Annotated in this window: 17 protein-coding genes and 2 tRNA genes; 13 read left to right on the plus strand and 6 right to left on the minus strand. The window is 42.0% G+C overall.

The annotated features are described in order from the left end of the window. The first annotated feature begins 48 nt into the window (after nucleotides 1-48). The 12 genes from serS to P8629_RS08950 all read left to right on the plus strand — a co-directional run bounded on the left by serS (nucleotide 49) and on the right by P8629_RS08950 (nucleotide 13,477). Nucleotides 49-1,335, plus strand: coding sequence for a serine--tRNA ligase (gene serS / locus P8629_RS08895; protein ID WP_278165776.1), 1,287 nt, complete (start codon nucleotides 49-51; stop codon nucleotides 1,333-1,335). A 217-nt stretch (nucleotides 1,336-1,552) separates the two neighbouring features. Then, nucleotides 1,553-1,643: transfer RNA gene (locus P8629_RS08900), tRNA-Ser, on the plus strand. Nucleotides 1,644-1,774: 131 nt separating this feature from the next. Then, nucleotides 1,775-1,851: transfer RNA gene (locus P8629_RS08905), tRNA-Arg, on the plus strand. 275 nt (nucleotides 1,852-2,126) lie between these two features. Beyond that, nucleotides 2,127-2,771 carry an ANTAR domain-containing response regulator gene (locus P8629_RS08910; protein ID WP_278165777.1) on the plus strand — a complete coding sequence of 215 codons (645 nt, stop codon included), beginning with the start codon at nucleotides 2,127-2,129 and terminating at the stop codon, nucleotides 2,769-2,771. Between the two features lie 93 nt (nucleotides 2,772-2,864). Next, nucleotides 2,865-4,094: a sensor domain-containing phosphodiesterase gene (locus P8629_RS08915; RefSeq protein WP_278165778.1), complete on the plus strand. Its 1,230-nt coding sequence runs from the start codon at nucleotides 2,865-2,867 to the stop codon at nucleotides 4,092-4,094. A 149-nt stretch (nucleotides 4,095-4,243) separates the two neighbouring features. Then, nucleotides 4,244-5,107, plus strand: coding sequence for a hypothetical protein (locus tag P8629_RS08920; protein ID WP_278165779.1), 864 nt, complete (start codon nucleotides 4,244-4,246; stop codon nucleotides 5,105-5,107). 32 nt (nucleotides 5,108-5,139) lie between these two features. Beyond that, nucleotides 5,140-5,949, plus strand: a complete 810-nt coding sequence (locus tag P8629_RS08925) for an HAD-IIB family hydrolase (RefSeq protein ID WP_278165848.1) — start codon at nucleotides 5,140-5,142, stop codon at nucleotides 5,947-5,949. After that, entirely contained in the window at nucleotides 5,942-7,153 is a 1,212-nt protein-coding gene (locus P8629_RS08930; protein ID WP_278165780.1) for a glycosyl transferase, read from the plus strand. The genes P8629_RS08925 and P8629_RS08930 overlap by 8 nt, the downstream gene beginning before the upstream one ends. A gap of 31 nt (nucleotides 7,154-7,184) precedes the next feature. Continuing rightward, a complete protein-coding gene (locus P8629_RS08935) occupies nucleotides 7,185-8,954 on the plus strand; it encodes a sugar phosphorylase (protein WP_278165781.1) in 1,770 nt (589 codons plus the stop codon). Nucleotides 8,955-9,030: 76 nt separating this feature from the next. Further along, nucleotides 9,031-10,200: a glycerate kinase gene (locus tag P8629_RS08940; protein ID WP_278165782.1), complete on the plus strand. Its 1,170-nt coding sequence runs from the start codon at nucleotides 9,031-9,033 to the stop codon at nucleotides 10,198-10,200. Nucleotides 10,201-10,368: 168 nt separating this feature from the next. After that, nucleotides 10,369-13,005 (plus strand): bifunctional diguanylate cyclase/phosphodiesterase, encoded by a 2,637-nt coding sequence (locus P8629_RS08945; protein ID WP_278165783.1) that lies wholly within the window; start codon nucleotides 10,369-10,371, stop codon nucleotides 13,003-13,005. Between the two features lie 220 nt (nucleotides 13,006-13,225). Then, the gene (locus tag P8629_RS08950; RefSeq protein ID WP_278165784.1) at nucleotides 13,226-13,477 is read left to right on the plus strand and encodes a DUF6868 family protein; all 252 of its coding nucleotides are present in this window, start codon (nucleotides 13,226-13,228) and stop codon (nucleotides 13,475-13,477) included. Nucleotides 13,478-13,520: 43 nt separating this feature from the next. Here the strand turns inward: P8629_RS08950 and P8629_RS08955 are convergent, their stop codons facing one another. The 6 genes from P8629_RS08955 to P8629_RS08980 all read right to left on the minus strand — a co-directional run bounded on the left by P8629_RS08955 (nucleotide 13,521) and on the right by P8629_RS08980 (nucleotide 19,299). Continuing rightward, on the minus strand, nucleotides 13,521-14,858 hold the full coding sequence (locus P8629_RS08955) for a DEAD/DEAH box helicase (protein ID WP_278165785.1): 1,338 nt from the start codon (nucleotides 14,856-14,858) through the stop codon (nucleotides 13,521-13,523). A gap of 227 nt (nucleotides 14,859-15,085) precedes the next feature. Next, on the minus strand, nucleotides 15,086-15,676 hold the full coding sequence (locus P8629_RS08960; protein WP_278165786.1) for a YceI family protein: 591 nt from the start codon (nucleotides 15,674-15,676) through the stop codon (nucleotides 15,086-15,088). Nucleotides 15,677-15,720: 44 nt separating this feature from the next. After that, nucleotides 15,721-16,272 (minus strand): cytochrome b, encoded by a 552-nt coding sequence (locus tag P8629_RS08965; protein ID WP_278165787.1) that lies wholly within the window; start codon nucleotides 16,270-16,272, stop codon nucleotides 15,721-15,723. Nucleotides 16,273-16,439: 167 nt separating this feature from the next. Further along, a complete protein-coding gene (locus P8629_RS08970) occupies nucleotides 16,440-17,303 on the minus strand; it encodes a TIGR01777 family oxidoreductase (RefSeq protein WP_278165788.1) in 864 nt (287 codons plus the stop codon). 34 nt (nucleotides 17,304-17,337) lie between these two features. Next, nucleotides 17,338-18,594: a peptide-methionine (S)-S-oxide reductase MsrA gene (gene msrA / locus P8629_RS08975; protein WP_278165789.1), complete on the minus strand. Its 1,257-nt coding sequence runs from the start codon at nucleotides 18,592-18,594 to the stop codon at nucleotides 17,338-17,340. 180 nt (nucleotides 18,595-18,774) lie between these two features. Beyond that, nucleotides 18,775-19,299, minus strand: a complete 525-nt coding sequence (locus P8629_RS08980; RefSeq protein WP_278165790.1) for a peroxiredoxin — start codon at nucleotides 19,297-19,299, stop codon at nucleotides 18,775-18,777. Between the two features lie 172 nt (nucleotides 19,300-19,471). Between P8629_RS08980 and P8629_RS08985 the strand changes: the two genes are divergently transcribed. After that, the gene (locus P8629_RS08985) at nucleotides 19,472-20,980 is read left to right on the plus strand and encodes a sensor domain-containing diguanylate cyclase (RefSeq protein WP_278165791.1); all 1,509 of its coding nucleotides are present in this window, start codon (nucleotides 19,472-19,474) and stop codon (nucleotides 20,978-20,980) included. Nucleotides 20,981-20,988: the final 8 nt, after the last annotated feature.

Genomic DNA, 20,988 nt, shown 5'->3' on the forward strand with positions numbered 1-20,988 from the left:
TATATCGTAAGCCAAAGTGACAGAGTTATTATTTAAAGAGATGTATTCATGTTAGATTCAAAATTACTAAGAACCGATTTAGAAACGGTCGCCGCCAAACTGAAAACGCGTGGTTTTGTGCTGGATACAGCGCAAATCGATGAACTGGAAGCCAAGCGTAAAGACTGGCAAGTCAAAACCCAAGAGCTGCAAGCGGAAAGAAACAGCCGTTCGAAAGGCATTGGTAAAGCCAAGGCGGCAGGTGAAGATATTCAACCGTTATTGGATGAAGTCGCTAATTTAGGGGATCAGTTGGAAGAAGCCAAACAGGCCTCTGATGCTATTCAGGCAGAAATCGAACTGATTTATGCAGGCATTCCGAATCTACCGCATGACTCAACCCCAGTGGGTAACTCTGAAGACGACAATGTTGAATTGCGCCAATGGGGCGAGCCGAAAAACTTTGATTTTGAAATCAAAGACCATGTCGATTTAGCGGAAGCGCGTGGCTGGTATGACAATGATGCCGCGGTGAAAATTGCCTCTTCACGCTTTTCCGTGTTGAAAGGGCCAATGGCCAAGCTTCAACGAGCGTTAACACAATTGATGTTAGACTCGCATGCCGAAGCGGGATATGAAGAGGTGTATGTGCCGTTTTTAGTGAACCAAGATAGTTTGCACGGCACCGGGCAATTACCGAAATTCGAAGCCGATTTATACAAGATTGATAAGCACGAAGAGCACGATACTTCGGACCGTGATTTATATTTAATCCCAACCGCTGAAGTGCCAGTGACAAATTTATTCCGTGATGAAATCATTGATGAAGATAGCTTGCCGCTTAAATTTACCGCGCATACACCATGTTTTCGTTCTGAAGCCGGATCTTATGGGCGTGACACCAAAGGGTTGATTCGTCAGCACCAGTTTGAAAAAGTTGAGATGGTACAAATTGTCCATCCCGATCAATCTTATGATGCGCTAGATGCTTTGACACAGCAAGCCGAATCCATTTTGCAGAAGCTAGAACTGCCTTATCGAGTTATGTCGCTTTGTACGGGTGATATCGGCTTCTCAGCCGCTAAAACCTATGATTTGGAAGTTTGGTTGCCAGGGCAGCAAGCGTATCGTGAGATTTCTTCGTGTTCTAACTTTGAAGACTTTCAGGCGCGCCGCTTAAAAGCGCGCTTCAGAAAAGGGCAAGATAAACCTCAACTGGCGCACACTTTAAATGGATCAGGCTTGGCGGTGGGGCGTACGTTGGTTGCCGTGTTGGAGAACTATCAGAATGCCGATGGAACCATTACCGTACCAACCGCTTTAAGACCTTACTTAGGGGGCGTGGAAGTTTTATAATTTTCATACCCTGTTTGCTACGCTTTCAAAAACCACCAGGCCTGGTGGTTTTTTCGTTTAAATGCTAAGTTTTTGATTCCTAAGCGCTTAATGAATAATCGTCTTCTGCTTCAGGATCGATTAAAAAATAAATGAACGATTGCTTGAATTTTTTTTGTAAAAAAACCGGGAAAGGCTTGCAATTATATGGGAGGGCTCTATAATACGCACCTGTTCCGGTGGACTGGCTGAGTGGTTGAAGGCGGCGGTCTTGAAAACCGTTGTAGGTTTGTAGCCTACCTGGGGTTCGAATCCCTAGTCCACCGCCATTATTTCAAAAGTAGATTTGTTATTGATTCAAGTTCTGCTTTTAAAATTGCGTTAGGAATAAAAGAAAAAACAAGCAGTAATTTGCTTGACAATAAGCCTTTAACTCCCTAGAATACGCACTTCACAAAATGCGCCCGTAGCTCAACTGGATAGAGTACTCGGCTACGAACCGAGCGGTTAGGGGTTCGACTCCCTTCGGGCGCACCATTATTCCAAAGCCTCGTTAGTTCTGCTAACGGGGCTTTTTTGTTTTTAAACCTTGCTTTTTTATTTCCTTATTTCTTTATCCTCTTTTCAGCTTCCGCTGTCAAAACTATGTGCTGTTTGCACTAAACTGGTTCACGTGTATTTTTTAAGGACTCCTTTTTTTGCTGAATAAAGGTATGTTTTTCGGTTAAGTGTTTGTTTTTTATGTAAATATTTTGCTTGGTATGCATGCTGTTTTAGTAGAGCTATATTTGCAATGGTGGAGATAACCTAAAATGGGCTTTAATGCGTTATTAGTCAGCGATGATGTTAACCATTCGGCAGAACTGAAGTCAGGGTTAATTTTTGCAGGTGCTCAGAATGTGACTGTGACGACGATGGATGAAAGCTGGACAGAGCTTTTGTCAGCAGACACTTATGATTTGCTGGTTCTGGAATGTCATCATGTGTCGGAAAGTGTGTTAAGCACCTTGGCGGACTTGAATGAAAACCCAGTCATTCCTGTTATTTGTTTTACCAGTGAACGAGATTCAAAGGTCATTAAACAATCCGTTAAATCGGGTGTAATGGCGTTTGTGGTGGGGGATAAAAATCAGAATCGTATGAAACCAATCGTTGATGTCGCTTTAGCACGCTTTAGCGAACAACGTGCCTTAAAAAAAGAATTATCGCAATTAAAAGATAAGCTGGCCAATAGAGCCATAATCGAAAAAGCAAAAGGTCTTTTAATGCAGTCAAGAGGAATATCAGAGGATGAGGCATACCATGAGATACGGAGACATGCGATGAACCAAGGGAAAAGGTTGTCTGAAGTGGCGGAAGCATTTTGCGCAACCTTAATTTCTGGATCTCAGCGTGAAGACAGTTTATTTTCAGATAAATCGATTGCAGAGGTTCAGCATAGCCCAATTTTTGACTGAATGATTTGGACTAATCATCAGCGTGAATTTGTTTTATAAAGAGCATCCTAGTGCTATGACTTTTAAATGACAGTAATAAATAGAAGATTAAATATGCAAAGCCCTCAAAAGGCTGATACTCAAACCTTAAATATTGAAAGTAAGAAACTTTATTCGGTGTTTCAGCCGATTTATAGTTTTTCGAATCAAGCATGTGTAGGAGTTGAAGCGCTGGTCAGAGGGACGTCTTTAGAAACGGGGTTTCAGGTCACGGTGGATGAATGTCTGACAGTGCCTAATTCAATGAAACAGGCGAATTTCAGTCAGGCGTTAAACCAATTGCACGTCACAAATTGGCAGCAATCAAAGCTGCCTGACAATTGGTTGTTTTTAAACTTGGACTTTGAAAATGTCACCAATCTGGATGATATTTGCATTGAACAAGTGCTGAAAGATTTAAACATTAAAGGACATGAAATCGTCATTGAGGTGGTGGAAAGTGAAATCACCGATGAGACGTTGTTTGAACAGGTGATTGAAACGCTAAGAGGATTAGGTTGTTTGATCGCGTTGGATGACTTTGGTGCGGGTCACTCGAATGTGGATCGTATCTGGAAAGCGCAACCGGATATTGTAAAGCTGGATCGAGGGGTGTTGTTGGAAGCTTCGAAGAGTTTACGAAGTCAAAGCATTCTTAAGAATTTGACGCGTTTGATTAAGGAAGCGGGTAGTGTTTGCTTGTTGGAAGGGGTGGAAACCAAAGAACAGGCCTTACTTGCGATGGATGCAGGGGTTGATTTGGTTCAAGGCTTTTATTTTGCCCGGCCGCATCAATTGCTGGATCAAGTAGAAAAAGGTCAACGATGTGTTAAAGAGGTGATTGATGAGTATCCGCTTTATATTAAAGAACGGACTTTTATCACCAGTATTCAACGTAAAGGATATGAAGCACTGTTTGAGTCAATGGAAGAGTTAGATCAATTTGATTTTCTGGAAGAGAGGATGGCTGATCACGTCTCTAACCTTTCGTTTGTGAAACGGTTTTTTATTTTGGATCAGGAAGGCTTTCAGGTAAGTAATGAGTATGACCCGCCGAGCGTAGAAGATCGTGTTGAAGTATTGAAGAAAGGGAAAGGCCTGTGCTGGAAGAATCGACGGTATTTTACCAAGGCGCTACAAAAGTCTGGAAATATACATGTGTCTGAACCTTACCGCTCTTTGATTGATATGCAGCTGTGTTTTACGATTTCAAAACAGGTTTTCTTGGAAGAAGGAAATTTTGTCGCTTGTTTTGATGTGGTCTATCATGACAAATCGATGGAATCGGTACAAATTTCAATTTAAAACTGTTCTTTTTGGTTCAAAATAAAAACGAAATGGTGCGCGTTTTTTTATAAAAATCATTTTTTATTGTTAACTTATTGATATGTAATGTAAAAATTTTTTTTGGCTTGCCTGTCGCTATTAGATAAAGGAAATCTGGGAGTGATTAAATGCAAGAATTTATTAGTTTATATAACGAACACAAATCAGAAATTGAAAAGTTTCTGATTGAAACTATTTGTAATAATGCCCAGCTGTTACATTTAGATACTCTCCAATTACGAAAATTCTATTCAATATTTTCTTGTCTTGAATTGGTTTATACTGCTAATTCAGACTATATTCAAACCTCGCCCAATATCTATAAAAATAAGCTGAATGAAGCGGCAAAAGGAAAGAACCGTATTTATCTTGTCTCTCAAGTGGCTAGGCAAGAACAGGATGTTTCAGTAACACCTCCCTATATCAGCTCTGCAACGGGTGAGTTTTGTGTGACGGTGATGGTAGAAGATCATGGCTCTTTGTTCTTTTTTGATTTTAATGTGGTTTCGTTATTAACTCGGTTGGGACTGGTTGAGTTACACCCTGTTTTTAATAAGGTGACGAAAGCATTTTATTTAGCGATTGGTCTGTCGTTGATGTTCTTTTCCATTATGTCGATAGGCTATGCATTTTATGATTATTTTATACAGTGGATGCACCCAGCAGATTACACCTTGGAAAGTGTTTTTAAGCCAATTGTGGCTTTAACGATGGGGTTGGCTATTTTTGATTTGTCGAAAACCCTGTTAGAGAGAGAGGTCTTTTTTAAGGCATACTCGGATAAGAAAGATGAATCCCGGTTGCTGTCGAAGTTTTTGATTGCAATTATTATCGCCTTGTCGATTGAGGCATTGATGGTGGTCTTTAAAATTGCCTTGAATGATCCGACGATGATGTTACATGCGTTATATTTAATTATTGGAATCGCGTTGATTATTCTGTCTTTGGCTCTTTACTCTCGTTGGGTAAAAGTTCCGGAAACAAAAAAATAATGCGATTTTAAAGGAGAGAAGATGTGTCAAAGATGATCATCTTTACAGATTTAGATGGAACGTTACTCAACCATAAATCTTATGATTATGAAGCGGTTCTACCGTTGCTGGATCGATTGAAAGGTTTGGGTATTCCTGTGGTGCTTAATTCTAGTAAAACCTTGTCCGAACTGGAAGGGTGGAAGTCGAAGTTGAAGTTATCAACCCCTGTTATTGCTGAAAATGGCGGGGTCATGACAGTGCCATCTTTGTCGGAAAGAGGGGAAGAAAAGATTTTAATCGGTCGACCGTATGAAGAAATTCGGTCATTTATTAAGCACCTTCGTAAACGACATGGTTGGCAGTTCGAGGGGTTTGGCGATTGGACGTTGTCAGGTGTGATGAACCACACAGGATTACATTCAAAAGAAGCGTTGTTAGCCACGGAACGAGAAGTGACCGAGCCGATTATATGGCAAGACTCGGATGCAAATCTGCAGGCGTTTAAAGAAGCGCTGGAAGAAGAGAATTTAACCTTGAAAAAAGGCGGACGGTTTTATCATGTGATGGGGCATCACGATAAAGCCGATGCGATGCACTTTCTGGTGAATAAAGAATATTTCTCTGATAACAAGGATTGCGTGATTGTTGCATTAGGTGATAGTGACAATGATATTGCGATGCTCAACTATGCAGATGTACCGATTGTGATTTGTAACCCGGCTGGGAAGGGATTGGATATTCAGAATGCCATCTATACCGATTCAGAAGCACCTTTTGGTTGGGTTGAAGCCATTGAAAAAGTTTTAGCAACACCGTTTGACCAATTTTCCAGAAAGCTCAAGGGGGAGTGTGATGAGTGATTTTTTTCAAAATGGAACGGTAACAACGTTTCACAATATAACGGATCGACCAGTCGAGGATATTGAAGAAGAGTTGGTTCATCATGGCAAACAAAAACCGTTGGGGCTGATTTTACCTTCTTTGTTCAGTGAGTTAGAAGGCCCGGCGCTTTTAAATATCGTTGAAGAGTTGAAAAAAGTACCTTATTTAAATCAGATCGTCATTGGACTGGATCGTGCGGATGAGAAACAGTTTGAATTCGCGAAAGAGTATTTTTCAGGCTTGCCACAAGACACCAAGATCGTGTGGAACGATGGTCCGAGAATGAAGGCAATTACGGAAAAGCTGAAAGAGAAAGAACTGGCACCGAAAGAACGAGGAAAAGGCAGTAATGTCTGGAACTGTTTTGGGTATATTTTAGCGTCCAATAAGGCGCAAGCGGTGGCTTTACATGATTGTGATGTTTTGACTTATGATCGGAGCTTATTGGCTCGTTTGATTTACCCGGTCGCACATCCGACGTTCAACTTTGTCTTTTCGAAGGGCTATTACCCGCGTTATGCCGATGGCAAATTGAATGGCCGTGCGTCGCGTCTATTGGTCACGCCTTTGTTGAGAGCTTTAAAAGGCGTTGTCGGGAATGATGACTTGCTAACGTATTTGGATAGTTTTCGTTATCCGTTGGCGGGTGAATTTGCGATGGATGTGCATTGTTTAAAAGAAATTCGTATTCCATCGGACTGGGGGCTGGAAATTGGGGTGATGTCGGAGGTTTTGAAGAACTATTCCAATCGCCGTGTGTGTCAGGTCGATATTGCTAATGTGTATGACCACAAGCATCAGGAAGTGTCATTTGAGAATAAACAAGCCGGTTTGTCGAGAATGAGTCAGGACATTGCGAAATCGTTGTTTAGAAAACTGGCCGTCAGAGGCCACCAATTTTCAAATAGTACCTTAAGAACCATTCGAGCAAAGTATTACCGTACGGCGTTGGATCAACTGGAGTCTTATGCATTTGATGCTGAAATGAATGGGCTCAAGATTGATCTCCATAGTGAAGAACAGGTAATTGAACTGTTTGCTCAAAACATTTTGGATGCGGGGAAAGCCTTTATTGAGTCACCCAGTGAGGTTCCGTTTATGCCAAATTGGAACCGAGTTGTGAGCGCTTGTCCGGATATTCTAGAAAGTATTTATGAAGCGGTTGAACTGGATAATCAGTAAAGTTGTCTGAACAGTTTTAAGGGGTTGGATAATGAAAGAACAAGCATTAAGTCGAATCAAAGAAAGACTCAACTACTGTTATTCTGTAGAGGATGCGGAAGAGGCTTATCTGGCGATTCGTGATTTGTTGAAATCTTATCCTTCTGAACAGCCTCTTCCTGCTTCTCGTTGGTCCCATGAAGATGTCATGCTGATTACCTATGGCGATACCTTCCAAAAGGAAGGTGAGGTGCCGCTTGAGACGTTAGCCAGTTTCTTGAAAGCCCATATCAAAGATGCCATCAACAATGTGCATATCTTGCCCTTTTTTCCTTACAGTTCAGACGATGGTTTTTCAGTGATTGATTACACCTTAGTCAATCCTGACTTGGGCGACTGGTCTCAGGTGGAAGCCATTGGCGACTCTTATCAACTCATGTTTGATCTGGTTGTGAATCATATCTCTCGGGAAAGCCTGTGGTTTACAGATTTCAAAGCCAATATTTCGCCGTTTAATGAGTTCTTTATTGAAATGGAAGGCTCTGAGGATGTCTCACAGGTTACGCGACCGCGGAATACACCGTTGCTGGTGCCTGCTTATACTCATCGTGGTCGTAAAATGGTTTGGGCGACCTTTAGTGCAGACCAGATAGACTTGAACTTTAAAAATCCGAAAGTCTTGATCAAGATGCTGGAGGTCTTGGTACTGTATTTAGACAAGGGCGCGAAAACGATTCGGTTGGATGCGATTGCATTTTTGTGGAAAGAGTTAGGCAGTAAGTGCATTCATTTGACTGAAACACACCAAATGGTGAAGCTGTTTCGAGATGTGATGTCCATCGTCAAACCAGAGAGTATTTTACTGACAGAAACGAATGTACCGCATCTAGAAAATTTATCTTATTTCGGGCAGCAAGATGAAGCACACATGGTGTATCAGTTTGCGTTGGCGCCGTTGGTGTTGCACGCGTTGCATCGTGGAGATGGCCGTTATTTAACCGAGTGGGCCAGCACCTTGGATGCGCCACCAAAAGGCTGTACGTTTTTAAACTTTACTGCTTCTCATGACGGCATTGGGGTTCGACCGGTTGAAGGCATTCTGCCTGAACGAGAAGTGGAAGATTTGATTACCAGTATGCATCGTTTAGGTGGGTTTGTGACGACAAAATCAAATCCGGATGGCACAGAGTCACCTTATGAAATCAATATCGCGCTATTCAGTGCTTTCCGCGAGACTTATCACTCTAACGGGCCTGATCAATGGCAGGTTGATCGGTTTATTTGTTCGCAAAATATCATGATGACTTTACAAGGAATTCCAGCTTTTTATATTCATAGTCTGGTTGCGGCTCCGAATGATCGGGAAGGGGTTGAAAAGACTGGAAGGACCCGTTCAATCAATCGCCGCCGATGGGATTATGATTATTTACAGGCGTTGATTGAAAGTGGCCGAACATCGAATGCTGAAGTCTTGAAACGCTTGACTAATATTTTGCAACGCCGTAAAAAACACATGGCTTTCCATCCGGATGTGCCGCAACATATTATTGATTTAGGGCAGTCATTTTTTGCATTGTGGCGAGACGAAGAGGGGTTACGTTTTCCGTTATTGGCCATCCATAATTTAACCAGTGAAATTAAACTCATCGATCTGTCTAAAATATCAGGTGTTGAACGGTTTTCTTATTGGGTGAATTTGCTTGATAATCGAGGCGTATCCAGTGGGGAAAATAATTTTGTGTTGCAGCCATATCAGTCGGTTTGGTTGATGCCGGAAACGGTTGATGACGTATCTGCCTTGTGGGCACCCTTTACGGATTGACAAGTAGTGATTTGATGCAATTTTTAGCGAACATAAAAACGATTTCTTTCGCGGAAGTCTGTCTAGGTAATGACTTATGAATACCCCAAAAACCATATTAGTGGCGCCGGACTCTTTTAAAGGGTCGTTATCGGCAGTCAGCTTCTGCCGTATTGCCGAGAAGGTGGGGAAGGCGTATCCGAACAATATTAATATCATTTCTCGACCGATGTCTGATGGTGGAGAAGGCTTTGTCGAAGCATTGATTTATGCCGAACTGGCCGAGGTGAAAACGGTCGTGGTACAAGACCCGTTAGGACGAGCGACCACCGCAAAATTTGCCTGGCAGCCAGAAACCAAAACAGCCATTGTTGAAATGGCGCAAGCTTCAGGACTCCCTTTGCTTGCTGCGTATGAACGAAATCCTTTAAAAGCCTCCACTTATGGTACGGGGCAGGTGTTGAATGCTGCGATGGACCTTGGTGCGGAAAAAATTATTTTAGGGTTGGGTGGCAGTGCCACCAACGATGGGGGCGCTGGCGCCTTACAATCCTTGGGCTTTGCTTTTCTAGACCGACAGGGTGATTCCATTTCATTGGGCGGAGAGGCATTAATATCTTTATCCAAAATTATCAAAAAATCGCCAGGCCTGGTCGAAACAAAACGCAAACCAATCGATGAGATTGAATGGGTAATTGCCTGTGATGTCTCAAATCCTTTATTAGGAGAGCAAGGCGCAACGACTGTGTTTGGTCCGCAAAAAGGGGTTGACGAACAGTCACACCAAACGCTTGAAAATGGTCTGGCAAGACTGGCAGAAGTTCTGAAAGAGGATTGGGGTCAAGACATTAAGGATTTGCCAGGCGCTGGTGCAGCTGGTGGCATGGCTGGTTCTTTTGTGGGATTATTGAATGCGCAATTGGTGTCCGGCTTTGATTTGTTGTCCGAATTATTACGGCTCGAAGAATTGTTTCAGTCGCACTCGATTGATTTGGTCGTGACAGGGGAAGGTAAAATGGATACCCAAACGCAGTTTGGTAAATTGCCGAACCGTATCGCGCAATTAGCCAGCCGCTATCATGTTCCAGCTGTTGGGGTTTGTGGTCGCTTGGAAACGTCAGTGGACGCTTTGAATGCTTTTATGGATTTACGCTGTATTCATGAAGGCGTAGAGGAAGCGACACCGCTAGAAGTGTTGTTGGAACAAACTGATCAAAACCTGGAAAAAACCTTTACTCATTATTTTCCTAGCTGGTTGTCGATCTAATGCTTTATTTTCAATTTGTTAATGTGCACTCACATCATGAAAGTGATTTAATATACTTAACTATAATTTGACCTGTCTCAATTTTATTTTAGCAAACTGTCGTTAATCTATAGCACAATAAGCATCTTATAAAAATACTCCTCTTTATTGACTAAGGTATCTTTTATCGTGGCTTTTAATCTGTTTTCAAAACGCAAGAAAAATCTGAACAAAACCATGCTGACGGGCGCGTTGATTACCGCCTTAGCTATTTTTTCCATTACGATGTTTGCCGCGTCGCAGATTTTTATTGAAAGCCTCGCCAAGCAAACCGAAAAAAATGCGGCCACTCTCAGTCAATTGTCGTTCGACAATATGTACCAGATCATGAGTAAGGGGTGGAATCGAGATCAATTGTTAGATTTTCGCCAGGATCTTAAGCGGACTTATGCCGAGCAAAATTTAGAATTTTCAATGTATCGCACCGATATTGTTAACCAGCAATTTGGTTTTTTAGCGTCCGATATTAACGAGGATATGCGGCCACTTTTTCAAGAAGTCCTTTTATCAAAACAGAAAAAAATCACTGAAGATCATAATCAATTTCGAGTTTTAAGACCGTTACTGGCGCGCGAAACTTGCCTCAAGTGTCATACGCAAGCGCAAAAAGGCGATGTGCTTGGAATTATGAGCATTGAACAAAATGTGGGCGAAGTAATGCGTTCGGCGCGGGATGAGTTTTTATTATTAATGTTGGTTTTGACCCCGATTCCAATCATATTAGCGCTCTGGGTCGGAAGACGGTTTTCTAGAAGTCTGGTCAAAAGTGTTGAAGAGCTGGACAGTCAGGTCCTGTCGATTCAACAAATCGATGATTTAAAAAAATTCGCCCATGGCAGTTCAGTGTTTGATTATGAAGAGTTTGATCATTTAAATCGTAGTTTGAACCAACTTGGTGACAAAATAAAACATATCGCCATTGACCGAGATATTCTCGACTTTGAAATCCAGTTGTTGGATAAGTTGGTGTTGTCTTCTGAGCTCATTAAAGATTGGAAGCAGCATATTTGTTTATTAATGAATGAAATTAACCATATTCTTCCGCTTTACACTATGTTTGTGGTGTTCAGAACAGACGATGCAGAGCAATATGTGATTGAAGTTTTTTGGCTCGGGCATCCTTCTCAAGAAGCGCAAGATGAACTGGAAGAGCATGCAAAAGAGCTGTTAGATAAGGTGTCAATCTTTGAAAAAGGTTCTATTTTTAATGTCCACCATACTTATGCTTCTCATGAACCGTTGGATATTAAAAATACTATCCAAACGCAAAGTAAAAGCCTTATTCTCGATACCCCAAAAATCGGTGGAGTGGTTGGGTTAGGTGTGGAAACTTTTCCGCCGAAAGAGTCTTCCCGTTCGGTGGTGGTGGAAAGCATTCTTACCACTCTGGTGAATGTGATTGGATCAATTAAAGCGATTAATAAATTTACTAAGGAATTGGAGTATTACGCTACACGCGACCCTTTAACGCATTTATTCAATCAACGTGTTTTTCATGAATTGTTGTCCTATGAAGTGGGGCGTGCTCATGCTCATGGCTATTCTTTTGGGTTGTTGATGATCGATTTTGACAATTTCAAGTTGATTAATGATCAGTATGGTCATGCGTTTGGAGATGAGGTTTTACAGTCTTTTGCAAATTCAATTCAACAGGTGTTAAGAGAAGGCGATATTTTTGCTCGTTATGGTGGAGATGAGTTTTGTGTGATATTACCTGAGAGTAATTTAGAAGAAGTGAAATCAGTGTCTTATCGAATATTGAATGCCGCCTCCGATCTTCGGTTGATTGAGCCAAAAGGAAACGTGGTTAACATGACCTGTTCGGTCGGGGTGAGTATGTATCCTGAGCATGCACAAGATAAAGAAGATCTCTTTATGGTGGCGGATAATATGCTATATCGCGTTAAAGATAATGGCAAAAACTCGTTATCTTACCCTGAAGAAGATGATCTGATTGAAGTGTATAAAGAGTCCAATGATCAAAGTTTGTTTATTGTGCATTCTTTGGAGACTGGCGAACCTATCGAACCAAATTATCAGCCGATTATCTGCATGCAGACAGGTGAAATTAAGGTGCATGAACTGCTGATGCGTTTAAGACACAACGGAGAGCTGATCAGTGCAGGGCGTTTTATTGAAACCGCCGAACATATGGGGTTGGTCAATCAAATGGATTTGGTGCTAATCGATAAAGCGCTGGCTCAAGTTCAGACGTCAGGATATAAAGGCATGTTGTTTATTAACTTGTCTCCGAAAGCGATTGTGGCGAGTGAGTTTATTGCCAAAATACAGAGTTTAACGGAAAAATATGCCATTCATCATGAACGGATTGTGTTTGAAATTACCGAGCGTGAGACGGTGCATAACATGGCATTACTGGAGAAGTTTGTTCGAGAATTACGTTCGGAAGGGTTCCGTTTTGCCATTGATGATTTCGGCTCCGGCTTTTCATCTTTCCAGTATCTAAAACGATTCCCGGTGGACTTCATCAAAATTGAAGGCGAGTTCATCAATAATATGTCTAAAAACAAAATTGACCTGGCATTTGTGGAAAGTGCGGTGTCGATGGCAAAGTCATTAGGCATTAAAACTATTGCCGAATTTATCGAAAATGAAGAAACTTTACAGTTAGTGAAAAAGCTAGGCATTGACTATGCACAGGGCTTTTTATTGGCAACCCCTCAGCAAGATTTTCTGCCAGTATTAAAAGCCGATTTAGCCACCTTGATTCAAAATGAAGAAGCCGATTCAAATAAACCTCTTTAAAAAACAGCCAGGCCTGGCTGTTTTGAAAGGGTGTATTAGAGCCCCCTTAGTTGTTAATCCACTCATAAATAATCACTTTATATGATTTCTATTGATATAAGAAAAGCATTATAACGTTTTGTTTTGACTATCTTTTTTTGAATAGGTTTGTTTTAATGAGGTAGATAAAGAATCAATCTTTATTCAAAGAGTGACCTCTAAGATAAAAGGGAGAGAAAGGATGACAATGGAAATTTTGCAGGCTTTTTTAGGTTGGTGCTTAGTGTTTAATTTTTCTTTGCTGATTATCTGGTTTGTATTTTTTACGTTTGCCCATCGCTGGGTGTATCGAATGCATTCGCTTTGGTTTGATTTATCAGTGGAAAGATTTGACCAGGTCCATTACAGCGGCATGGCTTTTTATAAGCTTATGATTATTATCTTTAACTTGGTGCCGTATTTAGCGCTGTTGATGATTTTGCCTCCCGCCTAAAACCCCCAGGCCTGGGGGGTAGTCAGGAAGGTAGAGGGTGAGATTAGTGGTTGGTTTTAGGTGACCCCGAATGCGGACTGCTTTTTGGTTTATTCGGGCGACGATTTCTATTCGCTGGTTTCTTTTTAAGCGCTTGTGCATCCGATTTATTGTCAGAAGTGTCTTTTCCCGAAGCGTGTGGTGTCTTTGGCTTTTTAGGTTTTTTCGGCTTTTTAGGACGATGATTCAAACGTGTTTCAGGCACTTCATTGCTGGGTTCAAACCCGTCAATGGTTTTACGCGGTAACAATTTTTGAATCAAGTTTTCAATTCCTGCTAATTCTTTCACTTCATCTGCGCTGACCAATGAAACCGCTTCACCAACGGCGCCAGCACGACCGGTTCGTCCGATACGGTGTACATAATCTTCCGCGACATTGGGTAAATCAAAGTTCACGACGTGCGGTAGTTGGTCGATATCGATTCCTCGTGCTGCAATATCGGTCGCGACTAGCGCTTGTACCGAACCATCTTTAAAGCTGGCTAATGCTTTAGTGCGCGCACCTTGGCTTTTGTTTCCATGAATGGCAGCGGCCTTGATGCCTTTCCCTTCCAATTGTTTGGTCAAGCGGTTAGCACCATGCTTGGTGCGAGAGAAAATCAAAACTTGCGTCCAGTCATTCTCTTTAATCAATTTTGTCAGTAAAGCCGCTTTTCGACCTTTATCCACCGGATAAATCCATTGAGTGACCGTCGTGGCGGTTGTGTTTCTTGGCGTGACGGAAATTTCCACGGGATTGTTAACCAATCCTTTGGCGAGTTGACGAATTTCATTTGAGAAGGTCGCTGAGAACAATAAGTTCTGACGATTTTTCGGCAGCGCTTTTAAAATGCGCTTGATATCATGAATGAACCCCATGTCCAGCATTCGATCCGCTTCATCCAAAACCAAGATTTCCAGTTGATCAAATTTGACCGCATTCTGATTAAATAAATCCAATAAACGCCCAGGTGTGGCGACTAAAATATCCACCCCTTTTCTTAAGCGCATCATTTGGGGATTGATTTTGACGCCGCCGAATACAACAGTGGATTTCAATGACAGTTGCTTGCCATAAGTCTCAACACTGTCACTGACTTGTGCAGCCAGTTCACGAGTTGGCGTTAAAATCAATGCTCTTGCTTGGTTAGGGCCGGCGGGTTTGCCTTTGGATAAGCGTTCTAAAATAGGTAAGGTAAAGCCAGCGGTTTTCCCGGTCCCGGTTTGTGCTGCAGCCATCACATCTTTTCCTTCAAGAACAGCCGGAATGGCTTGTGCCTGGATAGGAGAAGGGGTTTCGTAACCTTGTTGGGTTACAGCATCAAGTATGGGTTTGGATAAACCCAAGGAAGCAAAAGTCATAGATAGGTCTCATAAAATAAAAGCGATAAAATCGCTGTATTTTCAACACACAACGATTGGTCGTGTAGCTTACAGCATATTGCCGTATATTGCTATTGAAAGCGATAGTTTCGGTGGTTTCGTGTCAAGCGTCATTGTGCTTATGTGGCAGGATAAAAAAACCACTAAGGTGCACCTCAAACCTTAGTGGTTAACTCACTTATGGAGTCAAGTGATGCGGTTAGGTGTTATTGACGAACCCCTTCCAAATTTAGCTGAAAGTAAACGTTGGCAGAAGCCGGCCCAAGATTGTAAGTAATGCCATAATCAGCCAGTTTGATTAAAGTAGTTCCGCTGAACCCCGCACGATAACCACCCCAAGGATCTTTCCCTTCACCGATTTTTTGTGCCTGGATTTCAATCGCTTTGGTAACACCATGCAAGGTTAAATTTCCTTTAATGTTTAAGGTGTTGTCAGCAGTCTTTTTAATAGAGCTACTGACAAAAGTCGCGGTAGGAAATTTGTTCACGTCTAAAAAGTCATCACTTCTTAAATGCTTATCTCTTTCTGCATGGTTGGTGTTGACACTTTTAGTGTCAATAGTCACGTTCACCTGGCTATTGGAAACCTTTTCTTTGTCATAAGTGAAGTTCCCATCGAATTTATCGAATCGTCCTGTTAGCCAGCTATACCCTAGATGCTGAATTTTAAAGTTGATGGATGCATGCATGCCTTTAGTGTCAATTTGGTATTTGACGGGGGCAGACCACCCTAAGCTTGAGAATAGCATTAATCCGGCGGCTAAAATAAAGGGGCTCAATCTATTAAAGGGTTTCATGGTGTTTCTCCTGTAAAAGTTAAAAGTAGTCGTTAAAATTTAAATCAGTCTCTGGGGGTTAACATGCGCTTCAAGGTCTTATCTTTATTGATAAAGTGATGCTTTAAAGCAGCCAGAGCATGGATTGTCGCAAACCCAATCAGTGTCCAGGCCAGCCAAAAATGAATTTCCCCAGCGGTATCTGCTTGCTCTTCTATTTTTAAGCCGACAGCAGGTAACGTAAACCAGTTAAAAACCTCAATGCCGTGGCCTTCCGCAGTGGAAATTAAATAACCACTGACGCCCAATGCCAGTACCAAGACATAAAATAAAATGTGTACTGAATGGGCGACCCAATTTAAAAAAGGGACTTGTCCAGATACCTCTTGCGGAATCGGGTTGCTCCAACGCCAAATGAGTCGTAGCACCATGAAACCCACTAACAAAACCCCAACGCTTTTATGAATGGCGGGCGCATCATGGTACCAAGGGCTGTAAAAGCTTAAATCAACCATCCACAATCCCAGTGTAAATAGGCCGATTAATCCGATGGCAATTAACCAATGCAGACCGATGCTGGTCCAACCATATCGTTTGTCGGTATTCGTGAGTTTCATGGGTGACCTTAATCTTATGTGTTGGCTATATGAATAGCGTACCGATTTCTTAAGTCCTTGAAAATCATTAAAAAACGAAAAGACTGTTCTGTTTTTAAGAATAATGGTTTGTGATTGATGATTATAGAGGGTGTAAAAAATGACCAGGCCTGGTCATTTCTGAGCGCTTATGACTTGGCTGTCAGTAAATTTTGTAAAGCGCTTTCTGCCGTTGGGTAGTGAAATTGAAACCCCATGGTGATTAATTTACTGGGGAGAACAGCGCTGCTGTGAGTTAATACTTGTGCCCCTTTACCAAACATCAGTTTGAGTTGCCATAGGGGCAGGGGAAGGAAAAAAGGGCGGTTGAGTGTGGTTGCCAGAGTCTGGCCAAATGCTTTTTGTGTTAGAGGATGCGGCGCTGTTAGGTTATAAATGCCTTGCATCTCGGGATGATTGAGGGCGAATAGAAACCCTTGTGCTAAGTCCTCAATATGTATCCAAGAAAAGCACTGATTCCCACCGGCAACCGGACCGCCTAGTCCGAGTTTAAAAGGGGGTAACATTTTTTGTAAGGCACCACCTTGGGTTGATAAAACCACACCAAACCGAAAGATCAATACTTTATCTGCCAATTGGCGGGAGGCATCTTCCCAAGCGACACTTAACTTGGCAAGAAAATTATCGCCCGGTTGGGTCGTGGATTCATCGACAGGGTGTGCACAATCGCTTTCTGGGTAGAAGCCGATAGCAGAGGCTGCAATCACTCTTTTCGGCGGCTCGGACAGTGATTTTATAACTTGTGCCACCTGTTGCGTGGTCTGGACGCGACTGTTCCAAAGCACATCTTGATAGCCTTTTGGCCAGCGCTGACCAATATTAGCGCCTGATAGATTAATCAATAAATCAATGCCGTTAAGTTCTCCCGCTAAGTTGAAGGAAGCTTGAAAGACTTCCCTGCCCAAACAGGACACGGAGTGGTTTTGTTTTTCAAAAAATTGTTTCAGATATGAGCCGATTAACCCGGTTCCGCCTAGAATGACAATTTTCATATGCTTTCCTTCTCAACCTAAAACATTGAATGATTTATTTACTCTCTTCATCCGGTACAAACTTGAGCACATTGCCATTGATGCAATAGCGTTTGTGGGTTGGTGGCGGGCCATCATTGAAAACATGGCCTAAATGGATGCCAGAACTGGCACTGCGGACTTCAATTCGCGTCATGCCATGACTGGTGTCCTTATGCTCGGTGATTGCGCCTTCCACTGGGTTGAAAAAGCTTGGCCAGCCTGACCCGCTTTCAAATTTAGTGTCGCTTCTAAAGAGCGCCGCTCCGGTAATCGGATCCACAAATGTACCGGGACGTTTTTCATCAAGATGAGAGCCAGAAAAAGCGTGCTCGGTTCCTTGTTCAAATGCGATCTGACGCTGTTCAGGGGTAAGTAGTCTAAAGCCTAGCCATTTCCAAAAGCGTTCTTTGTCGGCGTTGTAACCAGTATAGCGAGAGACTTCTTTGCCTTTTTCAAACAATACGATGGTCGGGGTGGCAAAAAGCGCTTTTTCCAAAGTCCAGCCTTCTGGCACATTCGGGTTTAATGTGGTGACAATCGGGACTTCCGATTGCCAGGTCGAAAGCACTTCTGCCTTGAATTTTTTACAAAAGGCACAGTCTTCCGCTTCAAAGACCACCAATTGTCTTTCCGCATTTAAGTCGGCACCCACTAACCGTTCTGCGGGGGGCATCTTCTCTGGCATCGCACTTGCGTTGTCTGGAGATGTGGCCGGATATTTCACGCCCGTTCCCCCGAGGCCACAATAGCCGTTCGGATTTTTTTTCAGATAGTCTTGGTGGTATTCTTCCGCGGTAATATAGTTACGTAAGGGCGCGATTTCGGTGGTAATTTTACCGTAACCCGCTTTCTCTAGCGCTTTTTGGTATACCTCTTTGGTCTTTTGTGCCAAGGCTGTCTGTGCATCGGAATGTGTGTAGATTGCACTACGATAGTTGGTACCGATGTCATTGCCTTGTCGGTCACCTTGCGTTGGGTCGTGGCTTTCCCAGAATTTAATTAAGATGGTTTCCAGGCCAACTTTTTGAGGGTCGAAAGTGACTTTAACCACTTCTGCATGGTTACGTAAATCACTTTTGCCAAAACGGATTTCTTTTTCCAATCCCAGAACATCATAGTACCCAGCATTTTTTTGATCTCCTCCGGCGTAGCCACTTTCAACGCTGATCACACCCGGAATTTCTCCCATGCGTTTTTCAGCGCCCCAGAAACATCCCATTCCTAGAACGATGCTGTCAGTTTTTTCAGAAGATGGAAGGGTTGAATCCATAGCGGGCTCCTTTGCACATGCATTGAGTATTAGACTGGTTGAAAGAAGTAGGGTTGTCAACAATTTGCTCAACATGATTGTTTCCTTTTTAAGATGCTTATTAGAATAGACCCGTTAAAAGACAGAATCTTTCTAAACGGTGTTGAGAAAACATGACAGTGACTATTATTGGCAGACCGATTAATGTTTGGCATTTTGTAACGTGTTGAGTTCTTTTAAAACAATGCCGACATGTTCTTGAGGATCAACGTCACGGTAAATTTTAACAATATGTCCGCTCGGATCAATAATGAAGCTGTGGCGTTTTGCGAACTTAAAGACAATGAAATCACTTAAGGCACCGTACTTTGCAGCAACGTTACCTTCCGAATCGGAAAGTAGGCTAAACGGTAATTGATATTTTTTAGCAAAAGCTTGATGGCTGTCGAGGCTATCTAAACTGACACCCAAGATAACGGCTTTTTTCTGAATCAATTTGTTGACGTTATCTCTGAAACTACAAGCTTCGGTGGTGCAACCAGGGGTGTCATTTTTAGGATAAAAATATAACACGACCCATTTCCCTTGTTGGCCAGATAACTTGATTTGCTCTTGGTGTTGGTTATAGAGCGTAAAACCGGGTGCGAGGTCCCCGATTTTTAAAGGATTGGCCTGGGCAGAAAAGCTTGCTATGGTTAAGGCAAATAACGTCAGTTTTTGAAACATGAAGCAACATCCTTCTTCGCGTGGTAAAGTTAATTGGGTAACATGGGGTGTTTAAGTTATACTTTTGCTATACTTGAGTTATGCGTATGGTTATTATCTTAACTTAAATCTGCTTTGATTGTAGTGATGATTTGACGCAAGCCGCGGAATGAAATTGTCAAAGGAATGATTAGTGCCGGATAAAAAACAACTTGCTCATTCGTCTCCGCCGAGATGGGGCTACTTTATTGCAATCGCATTTGTCGGAGTGATTACGCTGTTGTTTCAGCTGATTTATAGTCTAAAGCAAAATCAGGCATTATTCGATACCCAAGTGAAATACCTGACCGAAAGAGTTCAGGGTGTGTTTTATGATTCTGCGACCAATTTGAAAGATAAGTATAACTTTTTGTTATTGCACTACAGTCATCTGGACGATATTACCCGTTTAGTGAATCACGCAGATAGACTTGCTCTTTATCAGAAGGTCAAAGTTGACTTTGATGCCATGAAACAGAAAGATCCTAATTTATTCGTGATGCATTTCCATGATCCGCATAACATCACGATTTTGCGGGTGCATAATCCTGATGCTTATGGGGATGATGTCTCTGATACGCGACCTATGGTGGTTTATGTTAATAAAAACCGTCACCAAGTCAGCGCCTTTGAAGCGGGAAGAACAGGCCTTTCTTATCGAATCAATACGCCTTTTTTTGGCGCGAACGGGAAATATCTCGGTGTGTTGGAATTTGGAGTTAAGCCCAAATATTTTATTGATCGGCTGAAGGAGCGATTTCATATTCAATCTCGGTTATTGGTTAAAAAAAGTGCCTTTAATCATTATGACTATCAGGAAGACTATTCAGATCTCGGGCATTATTCGATTATTTATTCCGATCCAATCTTTAATGATATTGAGATTCACAAATCTGAGAAGTCGCAGTTGATTCACAAGGCGGGTAAAACCTATTTAGTGGTTTCAGGACTTCATTTGGATTCTTATGACGGTCAGCCTTTGGCGGAATTTCAAGTGGTTGAAGATATTTCTTCTTTTTATGAAAAGCATATGCAAAGTTTTTGGCTGCATTGGTTGTTAAACATTATTGGTTTGTTGGTTTTTCTGATTTTAATGTTCTTTATTTTGAAGCGTTATAGTGACCGATTGATAAAATCGATGAACACGATTAATGTTTTGCAGCAAAAAAATGAGGCGATGAAGTATAGCAGTGAAATCGATGAGTTGACGCAAGCGTATAACCGTCGTTACTTTAATCAAAAACTGCGTCAGCTTTTACATTATCAAGACAATAGACATCCCGTGTCAGTATTGTTTTATGATATTGATTTTTTTAAAAATATTAATGATACGCACGGGCATTTAGTTGGCGATGAAATTTTAAAAGCCTTAAGCCATTTTATGCGAAATCACCTTCGCTCAGAGGATTTACTGGTGCGATGGGGGGGCGAAGAGTTTGCGATTATTTTAAAAGAAGCGCATTTGCAGCAAGCTATTGAAAAAGCAGAAGAACTTCGTCAATTGGTTGAGGGAAATATCTGGCCGAATGACGTAAAAATGACCATTAGTATCAGTGTGATTGAGTTGCATAACAATGATAGCTTAAAATCGTTGCAAGCACGCTTAGATCATTTGCTTTACCAAGCTAAAGAATCGGGTCGAAATCGAGTTGAGCATGAATAAAGAAAGCG

This window comes from Hydrogenovibrio sp. 3SP14C1, from assembly GCF_029625905.1.
Lineage (GTDB): Bacteria > Pseudomonadota > Gammaproteobacteria > Thiomicrospirales > Thiomicrospiraceae > Hydrogenovibrio.